We start from the raw sequence: 12,694 nt of genomic DNA, 5'->3' as shown, positions 1-12,694 counted from the left end.
GCTCGGCCTGCAGGGACGCCTCGTGACGAAACCTTCCGGATCGCGTGTATGAGCCGCCTGGCCTGGGCCACGTTCAACACGCTGCAATTGCTGTTCACTCTGCTCTGGACCGCCGGCTGGATCTGCCTGGCGCTGCTGGTGCGCGTCGTTACCGGCGGGCGCCGCTGGCCGCTGCGGATGGCCTCGCGCTGCTGGTCGCCGGGGCTGCTGCACGGCGCCGGCGCCCGACTGGAAGTGCACGGGCTGGAGCGGGTCGACTGGTCGCGCCCTCACGTGTTCGTGGCCAACCACCAGTCCATGATCGACATCTGTGCGCTGTTCCGCGCGCTGCCGGTACCGGTGCGCTTCGTGCTCAAGCAGGAACTGGCGAAGGTGCCGTTCGTGGGCTGGTACGCCCAGGCGATGGGCATGGTGTTCATCGAGCGTGCCAGCGCGCGCAGCTCGGCGCGGCGGCTGCATGCGGCCGTCGAAGTCGTGCGCGCCGGCGCCAGCGTGTGTGCCTTTCCCGAAGGCACGCGCAGCCGCGACGGCTGCGTGGGCGCGTTCAAGGGCGGCGCTTTCCAACTGGCGATCGAGGCCGGAGTGAGCGTGGTGCCGGTCGCAATCGAGGGCAGCGGCGAAGTGCTGCCGGCGGCAGGTTTCCGCGTGCGGCCGGGAACCATCGTGTTGCGGATGGGCGATCCGCTGCCCACGCAAGGCCTCGCACCGCATGACCGCAATGCGCTGGCCGGGCAGGCCCGCGCGAGGGTGGTCGCGCTACTGGAAGGCGCCGCTCAGTAGCGCAGCAGCGCGTGCAGCGGCCTGTCGTCCCGCCAGTGCGAGCGTCCCCGCAGTGCCGGCAGCTCGATCACCACGCCCGCGCCGACCAGCTCCACGCCGAGGCGGTCGAGCAGCGCCTGCGCCGCGGCCAGCGTGCCGCCGGTGGCCAGCACGTCGTCGACCAGCAGCGCGCGCTCGCCTGGCTGCAGCGCATCGGCGCGCACTTCCAGCCGGTCCTGGCCGTACTCGAGCGCGTAGTCCACGCCCACCACCGGCGGCGGCAACTTGCCCGGCTTGCGCAGCGGCACGAAGCCGGCGTTGAGCTTCTGCGCCAGCGCGGCGCCGAAGATGAAGCCGCGCGACTCGATCCCGCACACCACGCGCACGCCTTCGTCCAGCCAGGGTTCGGCCAGCGCATCGATGCAGCGCGCGAACGCGCCGGCGTCGGCGAGCAGCGGCGTGACGTCGCGGAAGACCACGCCCGGCCGGGGGAAGTCCGGCACGGCGCGGATCAGCGCTGCAAGGTCTTCCACCATCGAACTCCGGTCCCCTACCTTTTCCGGCGCATCGTGCCGAGCAGGATGCCAACCAGCGCGAGCGCCAGGCCAAGCCAGTCGCCACCGCCGGTCGGGCGCTTGAACAGCAGCACGTCCAGCACGAAGGCCAGCGCCGGCTGCAACAGCAGCAACAGGCCCACCAGCGAGGCCGGCAGCAGCGGCATCGCGCCCACCATCAGCAGCCAGGCCAGCACCTGGCCGAAGAAGCCCAACGCCAGCAGCGCGCTCCAGCTGCGCGCCGTCGCCAGCGCGAACGCGTCGCCTTCGGCCAGCCCCCACGACAGCAGCAGTAGCGCGCTTAGCAGACTCATCAGCCCGAGGAACTGCGCCGCTGGCAGCGCCGTATGCCCCGACAGCGCGCGCCGGAAGCTCAGCAGGTAGACCGTATAGGCCAGGCCGCTGGCCAGCCCCAGCCACACGCCGAGCCGGTGCCGCGCATCGAACAACGACCAGTGCGCACCGACCAGCAGCCACAGCCCTGCCAGCGCCACCGCGATGCCCGGCAGGAACCAGCGCCCCAGCCGTTCGCGGTAGATCCACCAGCCAACCAGTGCCATCAGGAACACCTGGAGGTTGGTCAGCAGCGTGGCCACGCCCGGCCCCACCCAGAGGATCGACCGGTGCCAGAAGATCAGATCCAGCGAAAAGCCCGACGCCGGCAGCAGCGCGAGCGCCATGTCGCGCCAATGGACGCGCACCCAGCCCCGTGTGAGCGCCACCCAGCCCAGCAACATCGCGCCGCCGAACAGCATGCGGTAGAACGCCGACACGGTCGGCGCGACCTGCGCCAGCACCACGAAGATGCTGGTGGTGGAAAGCAACATCGCGCCCAGTGCCATGCGGCCAACCGCCGCCGACGGCGCCAGCGGCGTCGCGACCGTGGAAACGGATCGGTTCACGGCGAGCCGGTGGCCAGTTGCGCGTCGCCGTCCCAGTCACCGAGCGCCGCACGGGCCTCGGCCAGTTGCGCCTCTACCCCGCGCACCACCGCCTCGGCGGCGCCCGCGGAGGATTCGGGCACCATCACTGCGACGTAGTCGATCGCCGGCAGCTGGCCTACCGCGCCGGTCAGGTATTCGCCTGCGATGAACGCAGGAATCTCCTCGCGCTCCAGCGCATCCTTGACCAGGTGGGCGTCGATCAGGCTTTCGGCTCGGTAGGCGATGCGCATGCGGCCACGCTACTGCGCCCCTCGGGGAGCGGCAAGCCCTGGCGCAGGAAGCGCTAAACCTCACCACCCAAAGCGGAGTCGACCAGGGACATGTGCAACTCAGGGTAAACTCTCCGGTTTCCACCCAAGCCTGCCCGAGCCGCACCGATGTCCAGCGAAACCTCCGCCGCCGAAACCGCCCCGGGTACTGCAGAGAACGTGCAGCGGGACTTCGTGCGCCAGATCATCCGCGAGGACCTGGCCTCCGGCAAGCACCACGCCATCCGCACGCGCTTCCCGCCCGAGCCCAACGGCTACCTGCATATCGGCCACGCCAAGGCGATCTGCCTGAACTTCGGCATCGCGCGCGAGTTCGGCGGCTGGTGCAACCTGCGCCTGGACGATACCAACCCGGGCAAGGAAGACCCCGAGTTCGTCGCGGGCATCAAGGACGACGTGCGCTGGCTGGGCTACGACTGGCACGAGCTGCGCCATGCCTCGGACTACTTCGACGTGTTCTACCGCGCCGCGCTCAAGCTGATCGAGGACGGCAAGGCGTACGTAGACGATTTGTCCGCCGATGAGGTGCGCGAATACCGTGGCACGCTGACCGAGCCGGGGCGCAATTCGCCCTATCGCGATCGCCCGATCGAAGAGAACCTCGATCTCTTCAAGCGCATGCGCGCCGGCGAGTTCCCCGACGGCAGCCGCACCCTGCGCGCCAAGATCGACATGGCCGCGGGCAACATCAACCTGCGCGACCCGGCGCTCTACCGCATCCGCAAGGTGGCCCACCAGAACACCGGCGACGCCTGGCCGATCTACCCGATGTACGACTTCGCGCATGCGCTGTCCGATGCGATGGAAGGCATCACCCACTCGCTGTGCACGCTGGAGTTCGAGGACCACCGGCCGTTGTACGACTGGTGCGTGGACAACGTCGACCTGGCCGCGCACCCGGCGCTGTGGCAGTCCGTGGTGGACGCCGGCCTCGAGGCCAAGCCGGCCAAGCCGCGCCAGATCGAGTTCTCGCGCTTGAACCTCTCCTACTGCATCACCAGCAAGCGCAAGCTCGCACAGCTTGTGAACGAGGGCCTGGTCGACGGCTGGGACGACCCGCGCATGAACACCCTGCGCGGCCTGCGCCGGCGCGGCTTCACTCCGGCCGGCCTGCGCCTGCTGATCGAGCGGTTGGGGATCAGCAAGCAGAACAGCGTGATCGACTACGCCATCCTCGAGAACTGCGTGCGCGAGGACCTGGACGCCGCCGCGCCGCGGCGCATGGCCGTGCTCGACCCGCTCAAGCTCACCATCACCAACCTGCCCGGCGACCATGAGGAAAGCCTCACCTTCTCGAACCATCCGAAGGACGAGAGCTTCGGGACGCGCGAGGTGCCCTTCGCGAGCACGGTGTGGATCGAGCGCGAGGACTTCGCCGAGGTCCCGCCCAAGGGCTTCAAGCGCCTGGTGCCGGGCGGCGAGGTGCGTCTGCGCGGCGTGGGCATCGTCAAGTGCGAGGAAGTGGTCAAGGACGACGCCGGCGACATACTCGAACTGCGCTGCACGCTCGATCCGGAGTCCCGCGCAGGCCTGCCGGGCGCCGACCGCAAGGTCAAAGGCACCATCCACTGGGTCAGCGCGCGCCACGCGGTGGCCGCCGAGGTGCGCATCTACGACCGGCTGTTCAACGTAGCGGCGCCCGACGACGAGAGCGACGGCAAGAGCTGGATCGAGCACATCAATCCGGATGCCAAGCGTGTCGGGCGCGGCTGGCTGGAGCCAGCGGCGGCGCAGGCCGAGCCGGAGCAGCGCTTCCAGTTCGAGCGGCTGGGCTATTTCGTCGCCGACCGCCTCGACCACCGGCCGGACGCGCCGGTGTTCAACCGCACGGTGACGCTGCGCGACACCTGGGCCAAGCAGGCCGGCGCCTGAGCATGCTGCTGCCGCTCCAGCTTCATCTCACGCTGCCACCATGGGTCGGCGAGCTGGCCGACACCGGCCGCCGTTACCTCAGCGACGAAGACCGCGTGGGGCTCGCGATCGAGCTCTCGCGCCAGAACGTGGCGCGCAGCCATGGCGGGCCGTTCGGAGCGGCGGTGTTCCATGAGGACGGCCGGCTGGTGTCGGCCGGCATCAACCGCGTGGTGCCACAGACCTGCTCGGTCGCGCACGCCGAGACGATGGCCTACATGCTCGCGCAGCAGCGCCTGGCGAGCTTCCGCCTCAACGCCGGCGACAACGGCCGCTTCATCCTGGCCACCAGCGCGCAGCCCTGCTGCCAGTGCTTCGGCGCCACGGTGTGGGCGGGCATCGACGAGTTGCTGATCGGCGCGCGCGGCGAGGACGTCGAATCGCTCACCACCTTCGACGAAGGCCCGTTGCCCGTGGACTGGATCGCCCAGCTCGAACGCCGCGGCATCGCCGTACGGCGCGACATCCTGCGCGAGCAAGCGCGCACGGTGCTAGCCGAGTACGGCAAGACTGGAGCGCACTATTGAGCCGACTGCGCGCCGCCTTGCCGTTGCTGTTGCTGGTGATCGCCGGCGTGGTGCTGTTCGCTTCGGGCGCGCTGGACCGGCTCAACCCCGAGCAGCTCATCGCACACCAGAAAGAACTGCAGCAGCAGATCGCGGACAACCCCTGGCTCAGCCGGCTGGCCTACATCGGCCTGCTTACGCTGGCGATGGCGACCGGCATTCCCGGCACCGTCATCATCATCTTCGCCGGTGGCTTTGCCTTCGGAGTAGTCGAGGGCACGACCTGGTCCTCGATCGGCCTGACCCTGGGCTCGCTAATCCTCTACCTCGCCAGCCGCTATGCCTTCGGTGCCGGCAGCCGGCACCCGCCGCCGCTGGCGGCGAAGCTGCACCACGGCTTCGAGCGCCACCCGATCAGTTACACCTTGTTCCTGCGCTTCGTGCCGGTGGCGCCATTCGGTTTGATCACCGTCTGCCTGGCCTGGCTGCGCTGCCCGCTGTGGCTGTTCGTCGGCGCCACCTGGCTGGGCGGTACGGTGGCGCTGGTGTTCGAGACATCGATCGGCGCCGGGCTGGGCCGGGCGCTCACCCAGAGCGACCGCATCGGCCTGGGCCTGTTCATGCACCGGGAAGTGCTGCTGCCGCTGGGTGCGATCGCCCTGCTCGCGTTGGTGCCGCTGCTGATCGGCCACTTCACCCGCCATCGTCGCCAGGCGCAGGGCGATTGAAGGACGGCCGGGGCAGGCGCCTGGCCTCGTCCACGAGCTGCGTGATCGGCCTGCGGGTGCGAGACGCCTGGCTTTCCGGCGCACTCAACCGCCGGCAACTTCGACCGCAAGCAGCAACGACGATGACTCACTCTTCCATCACCGGCTCGCAGCGCACCTCGCAGCGGACCGAATGGGCGAGGAAGCACTCGGCATGGGCGTCGTGGTGGAGCTGCTCGATCTGTTCGCGGCTGGGCAGCCGGTCGCCGGAGAAGTCCACTTGAGGCCGTAGCAGCACCTCGCGCATGACGATGCGGTTGCGCTCGTCGCGCCCCATGGTGCCGGCCGCCGCGTCGCGGTAGCTGTCCACACGCCAGCCGTCGCGGGCGGCCAGGCTCAAGAACCACAGCATGTGGCAACTGGCCAGCGCGGCGACGAAGGCCTCCTCCGGGTCCACCGCCGCCGGATCGGACATCGGCACCGCCACCACGCCGGGCGAGGAGGACATCGGGATCTGCAGGCCGCCATCGAAGCGCGCGCTGTGCAGGCGGCTGTATCGGTTGTCGAGGAAGGCCTGGTCGCCGCGCGTCCAGCGCAGTTCAGCGGTGTGCTTGCCCATGGGTGTCTCCGGCGGTCGGTGCGGGTGGCGCCATGCTATCGGCCCGGCGTTCAAGCCGCGGGCCAGCGGGCGAAAAGGGAGCCGGGGCGCCTTGGAACAGACGTCCGGCAGGGGCTCCGTCTGCGGCCGTCCCGATGGCTGCCTCAGAGTTTGCGGCGGAAGTACAACCAGGCTCCCAGGGTGAGTATCAGCGCCGGCAACAGGTTGGCCGGCAGCGGCGGCACCCCGTAGATGGTGGCGAAGTTCACCAAGGCCTTCTGCAGGAAGTACCAGCCGATCGCCAGCAGGATGCCCACGAAGATCCGCTTGCCCAGCCCGCCCGAGCGCAGCGCGCCGAAGGCGAACGGCATCGCGCACAACACCAGCACCAGCGTATTGAGGGGGTAGAGCACGCGGCCCCAGAAGGTCACCGCGTAGATACCCGGGTTCTGCCCGTTGCGGGTGAGATAGGTCATGTTGCGGTGCAGGTCGCGCATCGGCAGGTATTGCGGCTGGATGACCGATTGCTCGAGCACGCGCGGATTGAGGCGTGAATCCCACGGCTCGCTGGCCACCGAGCTGCTGTGCGTGCCGGCGGCGTCCAGCGTGGTGGTGCGCACGCCTTCGAGGGTCCAGCGGCGGCCGTCGTTCTGCGCGCTATGCGCCCAGTCGAAGCGGCTGACCTGGCCATCGGGCGTCAGCGTGAAGACGCGCACGTCCGCCAGCTGCACCACGTTGTGCCCCTCGACCTGCTTGATCAGCGTGGCCTTGGCATTGATCACCCGGTCGCCGTCGCGCGCCCACAGGCCCGTGCTGCCGGATAGCCCCAGGTTGTTCGCCTTCATGCGCAGTTGCATGGCCTGCGCCTGCTGGTCGCCCCACGGCGCGGCGGTCTCGCCCAGGATGGTCACGCCCACCGTCAGCACTGCCACCACACCGGCGGCCGAGGCCGCGATGCGCAGCCGCGACATGCCCGCCGCGCGCAGCGCGGTCAGCTCGCCGCTGGCGCCCAGCGCGCCCAGGCCCATCAGGCCACCGATCACCGCGGCGAAGATGAACATCTCGTACAGGCGCCGCGGCACGGTCACCAGCACGTAGCTGATCGCATTGAGGGTGGTGAATCCGTTGCGCCCGACCAGGCCCAGCTGGCGCAGGAGCTGGGTCACCGCGTCGAAGCCGGTGAGTACCAGCCACACCGTGAGCAGCGAGCCCAGCACCGCCATGCCGACCAGGCGGTCGACGCGCTTGATCGAGAGCTGCATCAGGCCACCGCCCCGCGCGGGCCGCGCGGCTTGCGCGGGGCGTACTGCTTCCAGAACAGCCAGGCCGCCAGCGCCAGCGCCAGCAGGTGCACGATGAGCAGCGGCAGCGAGTTGGCCCAGTGGCCCTTGCCGATCTGCGCGCGGCCGAGCGCCAGCAGCAGGTAGTAGAGATAGAAGCCGAGCAGGGCCAGCAGCACCCGCCCGTAACGGGGCTCACGCGGGCTCTGGCGCGACAACGGCAGGGCCAGCATCAGCAATACGAAGGCCATCGGCGGCGCATGCACGCGCCAGGCGAATTCGGCGCGCGCGTCGGGCGAGGCGGAGGTGGCCAGCGCCCAGCTGCCTTGCGAGTGGGCCGGGTCCTCCTCGTCGTCGGCCTTCACCTCGGACAAGGCCACGTCGTTGCGCGCGTACTGCATGCGCCACCAGTCGTCGCGGCCGAGCGGGATCTTGTATTGCCAGCCGTTGCGCAATGCCATGAAGCGGCTCTGGCCGCTGCTCTCCTGATAGAGCTGGCCGCCTGCGGCGGTGACCAGCTTGATCTGGCGGGTGCCATCCTTGTCCACGCTTTCGCTCGCCACGAAGGTCTTGCCCAGCACGCTGCCGTCGCGGCTCAGCGACTCGACGAAGATGATGCCGCCCTTGCCGGGCAGTTCGGTGAAGCGTCCGGCGTCCAGGCCTGCGGCGATCACCGAGCGGTTGGCCGCGGCCACCAGCGCGTCGGAGGTGCGCACCGCCCACGGTCCCAGCCACAGCGAAACCAGCGCCGTCACCAGCACGATGATGCCGGCCAGGATCGCCACCGGCCGGAGCAGTCCGCGCGGCCCCATGCCGGAGGACGCCAGCACGTGCATCTCGCTTTCGCGGTACATGCGGCCCAGCGCCATCATCGCGCCGAGGAAGCCGGCCAGCGGCAACAGGTTGGTCAACCCGTCCAGCGTGCGCAGACCCAGCACGGGAAATATCACGCTGGCCGGGAAGCTGCCGCCAGCCACCTGCTGGAGGACCTTCGCGAACGTCGTGCCGGTGATGATCGCCAGCAGCACGATCGTGGTGGCGGCGACCGTCTGGGCCAGTTCGCGCAGAAAGTAGCGGTCGAGGATGCTCAGCATGCGATAGGATTGAGGGTCTCGCACCGCAGGCCGGCGCCGAACGCCAAGTCTAGCCGGTCCGCCCTCCTTGTTCGCTTTGCAGGATCCTTTCCGATGACGCTTCAGTTCAGTCTGGTCGCCGCCAGCACCTCGCCAGAAACCGTCGAAACGCCCTGCCTGGTGGTCGGTGTCTACGAGAACGGCCTGCTGACCAGCGCCGCCGCGCGCGTGGACGGGGCCAGCGAGGGTGCGATCAAGCGCCAGGTGGAAAGCGGCGACATCAGCGGCAAGCCCGGCAGCACCGCCGTGCTGTATGCGCCCGCCGGCGTGGCCGCCCGCCGCGTCCTGGTGGTCGGCTTGGGCGCGCAGAAGAGCTTCGACGCTGCGCGCTACCAGAAGGTCCACCTGGAAGCTGCCCGCGCGCTGGGCAAGCTGCCGGTCGACACGGCGGTGTCCTTCCTGGCCGAGCTGGATGTGCCCGGCCGCGACGCCGCCTGGCGCGTGCGGACCGCGGCGCTGGCCGCCGACCATGCCGCCTATCGCTATACGGCTACCTTCAAGCCGCGCGAGAAGGCCGCGCAGCCGGAGCTCCAGTCGGTGGCCTTCGTCGCCGCCGCCGAGGCGCAGCCCGGGCTGGACCAGGCGGTGGCCATCGCCCAAGGCGTGCGCTTCGCCCGCGAGCTGGCCAACCTGCCGCCGAACATCTGCAATCCCGCCTACATCGCCGCAAGCGCCCAGGCTTTTGCCGACGCCAACGAAGGCGTCAGCTGCCGCGTGCTCGACCACGAGGCGATGGAAAAGCTCGGCTTCGGCTCGCTGCTGGCGGTCGGCCGCGGCTCGGTCAACAAGCCGCGCCTGATCGCGCTGGAATACAAGGGCGGCAATGAGGGCGACAAGCCTTACGCTTTCGTCGGCAAGGGCATCACCTTCGACTCCGGAGGCATCAGCCTCAAGCCCGGCGCCGGCATGGAAGAGATGAAGTTCGACATGGGCGGCGCCGCCGGCGTGCTGGGCGCCTTCGTCGCCACGGTGAAGATGGGCCTCAAGCTCAACCTGGTCTGCGTGGTGCCCTCGGCCGAGAACATGCCCGACGGCGACAGCTACCGCCCAAGCGACGTGTTGACCAGCCTCTCGGGCCTGACCATCGAGGTGCTCAATACCGACGCCGAGGGCCGCCTGATCCTGTGCGACGCGCTGACCTGGACCGCGCAGACCTACCAGCCCAAGGCCATCATCGACGCCGCCACGCTGACCGGCGCCTGCGTCATCGCGCTCGGCAAGCACGCCAGCGGCCTGATGAGCAAGCATGACGACCTGGCCGCCGAGTTGCTCGCTGCCGGCGAGGCCACGCTCGACCGCGCATGGCGCCTGCCGCTGTGGGACGACTACCAGGTGCAGCTGGAATCGGGCTTCGCCGACGTGGCCAACATCGGCGGCAAGAGCGCCGGCGCGATCACCGCCGGCTGCTTCCTGTCGCGCTTCACCGAGGGCCAGCGCTGGGCGCATCTGGACATCGCCGGCACCGCCTGGGACGAAGGACGCAAGGGACTGGCCACCGGCCGCCCGGTGCCGCTGCTGGCGCAGTGGCTGATCGACCGCGCCGGCTGACCGCCGAACCGGCGCCGTGCCAGCCACGGCGCCGCACCCCAGCCCAACTGTCGAGTCGACCATGCCCCGCGCCGACTTCTACCTGATCGACAAGCCGCGCTTCCGCGAACAGCCGCTGCTGCTGGTCTGCGAACTGGCGCGGCGCGCGTATGCGGCGCAGCAGCCGACGCTGATCCTCACCCGCGATTTCGAGCAGGCCGAGGCGGTCGACACCCTGTTGTGGGACTTCGACCCGGACGCCTACGTCCCGCACCAGTTGGCCGGCGACGAGGACGACGAGCACACCGCCGTGCTGATCGTGCCGCCCGGCATCGACACGCCCGACCGCCCGCTGGTGATCAACCTGCGCGAGAGCTGCGCCACCGGGCGCTTCGAGCGCGTGCTCGAGGTGGTCGCCGCCGACCCGGCCGAACGCACCGGCTCGCGCGAGCGTTGGCGCGATTATCAGCAACGCGGTTTGCAACTGGCGAAGTACGACATGTAGCGAGGCCCGCGGCGGCGTTATGCTCGCCCCATCTTCGGGCAGGGGCCGGACGATGGATCAGCGGATCGAGAGCCAGGCGATACCGTCGGTGATGGCCGGGCGGGCACGCGGCGGGCGCCTCACGCAGCAGGACGCACTGATTTGCCTGCACGACGCGGCGTCCGATGCGCGGCTGCTGGTGCTGGCCGACGGCATGGGCGGCGATGGGGCCGGCGAGCTGGCCTCCGCGGCCGTCGTCGACACCGCCCGCCGGTTCTGGGACCAGGGCCAATGGCGCGAGCAGCCCGGGCCGCTGTTCCTGGAATCGCTATGCCAGGCGGCCCACGCGGGGTTGCGCCGGCACGGCGAGAGCCTGGTGGGCGCGGAGCCGCATTCGACCGTGGTCGCCCTGCTGATCCGGGGCCGGCGCGCCTGCTGGGCGCACGTGGGCGACAGCCGGCTCTACCGTTTCCAGCACGGACGCTGCCTGGGCCGCACCGAGGACCACAGCCTGGCGCAGCTCAAAGTGGCCCGCGGCGAGCTCGCGCCCGAAGCGATGGGCCTGGATGCCGACCAGCACGTGCTGCTGCGCGGCCTGGGCGGCCCGCAGCCGCCGCAGGTCGAGCACGGCTTCGCGGCGATCCGCCCGGGCCAGTCGTTCGTGCTGTGCAGCGACGGCGTATGGGAACGGCTGTCCACCGCCGAACTGGGACGGCTCACCCGCCGGCGCAACCTGCGCCGCGCGTTGCACGAGGCGCTGGCGCGCGCGCTGGAGCGCGGCGGCGCGGACGGCGACAATGTGTCGTTGATCTTGGTCCGGATAGGCTGGATGACATGGTGGCGCGCCCGTGGCCGGGCGCGAGGGACGTCGATGGCTGGCCGCGCCGCGGCCAAGCCGGACGGAATGAGTGTGGAACAACTATGAGGATATTCGTGCAGAACTTTCGCTACGTGCGTTCCGCGCAAGTCTGCCGTGCGCTGATGCTGGCATCGAGCGTGTTGCTCGCCGGCGGCCTGGGCGGATGCGCCGAGCTGAGGGCGCGCATGGGCGGGCACGCCGCGCCGGCACCGGCGGCGGCACCGGCGCCGGTCTCCGCGGCACTGCCTCCCGCCGCCGAGGTGCCGCCCCCCTCGCTGGCGGCCATCGTCAACCAGCAGCTGCAACTGGGCCACTACGCCGAAGGCGAGCGGCAGCTGCGCCGCTTCCTCGAGGTCAATCCGGACGACCGCGTCGCGCAGGCCCTGCTGCGCCAGCTCACCGTCGATCCGGAGCAGGCGTTGGGCCATGCCTCGCGCCAGTACGTGGTGCAGCCGGGCGATTCCTACAGCACGCTGGCGGCACGTTACCTGGGCGACGGCGGCCGCTTCCTGATCCTTGCGCGCTACAACCGCTCGACCAATCCCTCCGTGCTGCGCGCCGGCCAGAAATTGCGCCTGCCGGCTTCACGCCTGGTCTCGACCGATGCTCCGGAGGGCGCCGCCCAGGAGCAGCGCGCGGCCCCTGCCAGTGCTTCCAGCGAGGCCCGGGCGCGTCGGCTGCAGGACGAAAGCGTGGCGCTGCTGCACAAGGGCCAGCGCACCCAGGCGCTGGAACGGATGGACGAGGCGCTGGATGCCGATCCGGGGCTGCCGTCCGCCGGCGCCGACGCCCAGGCGCTGCGCCAGCAGCTGGTCTCGGTCTACCACCAGCGCGCCATCGTGCTCTATCGCGACCAGCAGCTGGACCAGGCGATCTCGCTGTGGAACCGCGTGCTGGCGATCCAGCCGGACTTCGAGCCGGCCACGGTCTATCGCGCGCGCGCGCTCGAACTCAAGCAGCGGCTCAAACAGTTCTGAACCCGTTCTTGCCGGCATGCGGTCTCCTGGGCGGAGCCAAGGCCGGCTAGTTGTGATCTCTCAGTAGGTTGTTCACCCGGGGCGATCCCGGGATTCTGGAGGTGCGACCCAACCAGCACACCAGGAGCCCCGGATGAACCTGCATAAACATGCCCGTCTTACGCCCCGAGGTCGAGCCCTGCTCGT

14 protein-coding genes are annotated in these 12,694 nt (G+C 70.0%); 8 read left to right on the top strand and 6 right to left on the bottom strand.

Translation table 11 applies throughout. The annotated features are described in order from the left end of the window. The first annotated feature begins 48 nt into the window (after positions 1-48). Positions 49-780 carry a lysophospholipid acyltransferase family protein gene (locus VGU65_RS00895; RefSeq protein ID WP_327472273.1) on the top strand — a complete coding sequence of 244 codons (732 nt, stop codon included), beginning with the start codon at positions 49-51 and terminating at the stop codon, positions 778-780. Here the strand turns inward: VGU65_RS00895 and VGU65_RS00890 are convergent. The 3 genes from VGU65_RS00890 to VGU65_RS00880 are packed head-to-tail and all read right to left on the bottom strand — an operon-like array spanning position 774 to position 2,487. Continuing rightward, positions 774-1,292, bottom strand: coding sequence for an adenine phosphoribosyltransferase (locus tag VGU65_RS00890; protein WP_327472272.1), 519 nt, complete (start codon positions 1,290-1,292; stop codon positions 774-776). The two genes, VGU65_RS00895 and VGU65_RS00890, sit on opposite strands and share 7 nt — an antisense overlap. A 17-nt stretch (positions 1,293-1,309) precedes the next feature. Next, positions 1,310-2,215, bottom strand: coding sequence for a DMT family transporter (locus tag VGU65_RS00885; protein WP_327472271.1), 906 nt, complete (start codon positions 2,213-2,215; stop codon positions 1,310-1,312). Continuing rightward, entirely contained in the window at positions 2,212-2,487 is a 276-nt protein-coding gene (locus VGU65_RS00880; protein ID WP_327472270.1) for a putative signal transducing protein, read from the bottom strand. Before VGU65_RS00880 ends, VGU65_RS00885 begins: the two co-directional genes overlap by 4 nt. Before the next feature lie 147 nt (positions 2,488-2,634). Between VGU65_RS00880 and VGU65_RS00875 the strand changes: the two genes are divergently transcribed. The 3 genes from VGU65_RS00875 to VGU65_RS00865 are packed head-to-tail and all read left to right on the top strand — an operon-like array spanning position 2,635 to position 5,671. After that, positions 2,635-4,398, top strand: coding sequence for a glutamine--tRNA ligase/YqeY domain fusion protein (locus VGU65_RS00875; protein WP_327472269.1), 1,764 nt, complete (start codon positions 2,635-2,637; stop codon positions 4,396-4,398). Positions 4,399-4,403: 5 nt separating this feature from the next. Further along, positions 4,404-4,964, top strand: coding sequence for a nucleoside deaminase (locus VGU65_RS00870; RefSeq protein WP_327472341.1), 561 nt, complete (start codon positions 4,404-4,406; stop codon positions 4,962-4,964). Then, on the top strand, positions 4,961-5,671 hold the full coding sequence (locus VGU65_RS00865; protein ID WP_327472268.1) for a TVP38/TMEM64 family protein: 711 nt from the start codon (positions 4,961-4,963) through the stop codon (positions 5,669-5,671). Before VGU65_RS00870 ends, VGU65_RS00865 begins: the two co-directional genes overlap by 4 nt. Positions 5,672-5,798: 127 nt before the next feature. On the opposite strand, the gene VGU65_RS00860 is transcribed toward VGU65_RS00865, so the two are convergent. The 3 genes from VGU65_RS00860 to lptF all read right to left on the bottom strand — a co-directional run bounded on the left by VGU65_RS00860 (position 5,799) and on the right by lptF (position 8,622). Next, positions 5,799-6,269 carry an OsmC family protein gene (locus tag VGU65_RS00860; protein ID WP_327472267.1) on the bottom strand — a complete coding sequence of 157 codons (471 nt, stop codon included), beginning with the start codon at positions 6,267-6,269 and terminating at the stop codon, positions 5,799-5,801. A 143-nt stretch (positions 6,270-6,412) separates the two neighbouring features. Further along, positions 6,413-7,510 carry an LPS export ABC transporter permease LptG gene (gene lptG, locus VGU65_RS00855; RefSeq protein WP_414655777.1) on the bottom strand — a complete coding sequence of 366 codons (1,098 nt, stop codon included), beginning with the start codon at positions 7,508-7,510 and terminating at the stop codon, positions 6,413-6,415. Further along, the gene (lptF, locus tag VGU65_RS00850) at positions 7,510-8,622 is read right to left on the bottom strand and encodes an LPS export ABC transporter permease LptF (RefSeq protein ID WP_327472266.1); all 1,113 of its coding nucleotides are present in this window, start codon (positions 8,620-8,622) and stop codon (positions 7,510-7,512) included. Before lptF ends, lptG begins: the two co-directional genes overlap by 1 nt. A gap of 93 nt (positions 8,623-8,715) precedes the next feature. Between lptF and VGU65_RS00845 the strand changes: the two genes are divergently transcribed. The 4 genes from VGU65_RS00845 to VGU65_RS00830 all read left to right on the top strand — a co-directional run bounded on the left by VGU65_RS00845 (position 8,716) and on the right by VGU65_RS00830 (position 12,508). After that, the gene (locus tag VGU65_RS00845) at positions 8,716-10,209 is read left to right on the top strand and encodes a leucyl aminopeptidase (RefSeq protein ID WP_327472265.1); all 1,494 of its coding nucleotides are present in this window, start codon (positions 8,716-8,718) and stop codon (positions 10,207-10,209) included. A 61-nt stretch (positions 10,210-10,270) separates the two neighbouring features. Further along, positions 10,271-10,693 (top strand): DNA polymerase III subunit chi, encoded by a 423-nt coding sequence (locus tag VGU65_RS00840; RefSeq protein ID WP_327472264.1) that lies wholly within the window; start codon positions 10,271-10,273, stop codon positions 10,691-10,693. Between the two features lie 52 nt (positions 10,694-10,745). Next, a complete protein-coding gene (locus VGU65_RS00835) occupies positions 10,746-11,597 on the top strand; it encodes a PP2C family protein-serine/threonine phosphatase (RefSeq protein ID WP_327472263.1) in 852 nt (283 codons plus the stop codon). Then, a complete protein-coding gene (locus tag VGU65_RS00830; protein ID WP_327472262.1) occupies positions 11,594-12,508 on the top strand; it encodes a LysM peptidoglycan-binding domain-containing protein in 915 nt (304 codons plus the stop codon). The genes VGU65_RS00835 and VGU65_RS00830 overlap by 4 nt, the downstream gene beginning before the upstream one ends. Positions 12,509-12,694: the final 186 nt, after the last annotated feature.

Source organism: Frateuria sp., assembly GCF_035943815.1.
Lineage (GTDB): Bacteria > Pseudomonadota > Gammaproteobacteria > Xanthomonadales > Rhodanobacteraceae > Frateuria_A.
The sequence above is the reverse complement of the archived record's forward strand: the minus strand, read 5'-3'. Positions and strand labels throughout refer to the sequence as shown.

What these genes read in the sequence shown, in the direction of transcription:
- VGU65_RS00860 (WP_327472267.1), bottom strand. Translation starts at nt 6,269, where the DNA reads ATGGGCAAGCACACCGCTGAACTGCGCTGGACGCGCGGCGACCAGGCC.
- VGU65_RS00835 (WP_327472263.1), top strand. Translation starts at nt 10,746, where the DNA reads ATGGATCAGCGGATCGAGAGCCAGGCGATACCGTCGGTGATGGCCGGG.
- VGU65_RS00880 (WP_327472270.1), bottom strand. Translation starts at nt 2,487, where the DNA reads ATGCGCATCGCCTACCGAGCCGAAAGCCTGATCGACGCCCACCTGGTC.
- VGU65_RS00845 (WP_327472265.1), top strand. Translation starts at nt 8,716, where the DNA reads ATGACGCTTCAGTTCAGTCTGGTCGCCGCCAGCACCTCGCCAGAAACC.
- VGU65_RS00830 (WP_327472262.1), top strand. Translation starts at nt 11,594, where the DNA reads ATGAGGATATTCGTGCAGAACTTTCGCTACGTGCGTTCCGCGCAAGTC.
- lptG (WP_414655777.1), bottom strand. Translation starts at nt 7,510, where the DNA reads ATGCAGCTCTCGATCAAGCGCGTCGACCGCCTGGTCGGCATGGCGGTG.
- VGU65_RS00840 (WP_327472264.1), top strand. Translation starts at nt 10,271, where the DNA reads ATGCCCCGCGCCGACTTCTACCTGATCGACAAGCCGCGCTTCCGCGAA.
- lptF (WP_327472266.1), bottom strand. Translation starts at nt 8,622, where the DNA reads ATGCTGAGCATCCTCGACCGCTACTTTCTGCGCGAACTGGCCCAGACG.
- VGU65_RS00895 (WP_327472273.1), top strand. Translation starts at nt 49, where the DNA reads ATGAGCCGCCTGGCCTGGGCCACGTTCAACACGCTGCAATTGCTGTTC.
- VGU65_RS00875 (WP_327472269.1), top strand. Translation starts at nt 2,635, where the DNA reads ATGTCCAGCGAAACCTCCGCCGCCGAAACCGCCCCGGGTACTGCAGAG.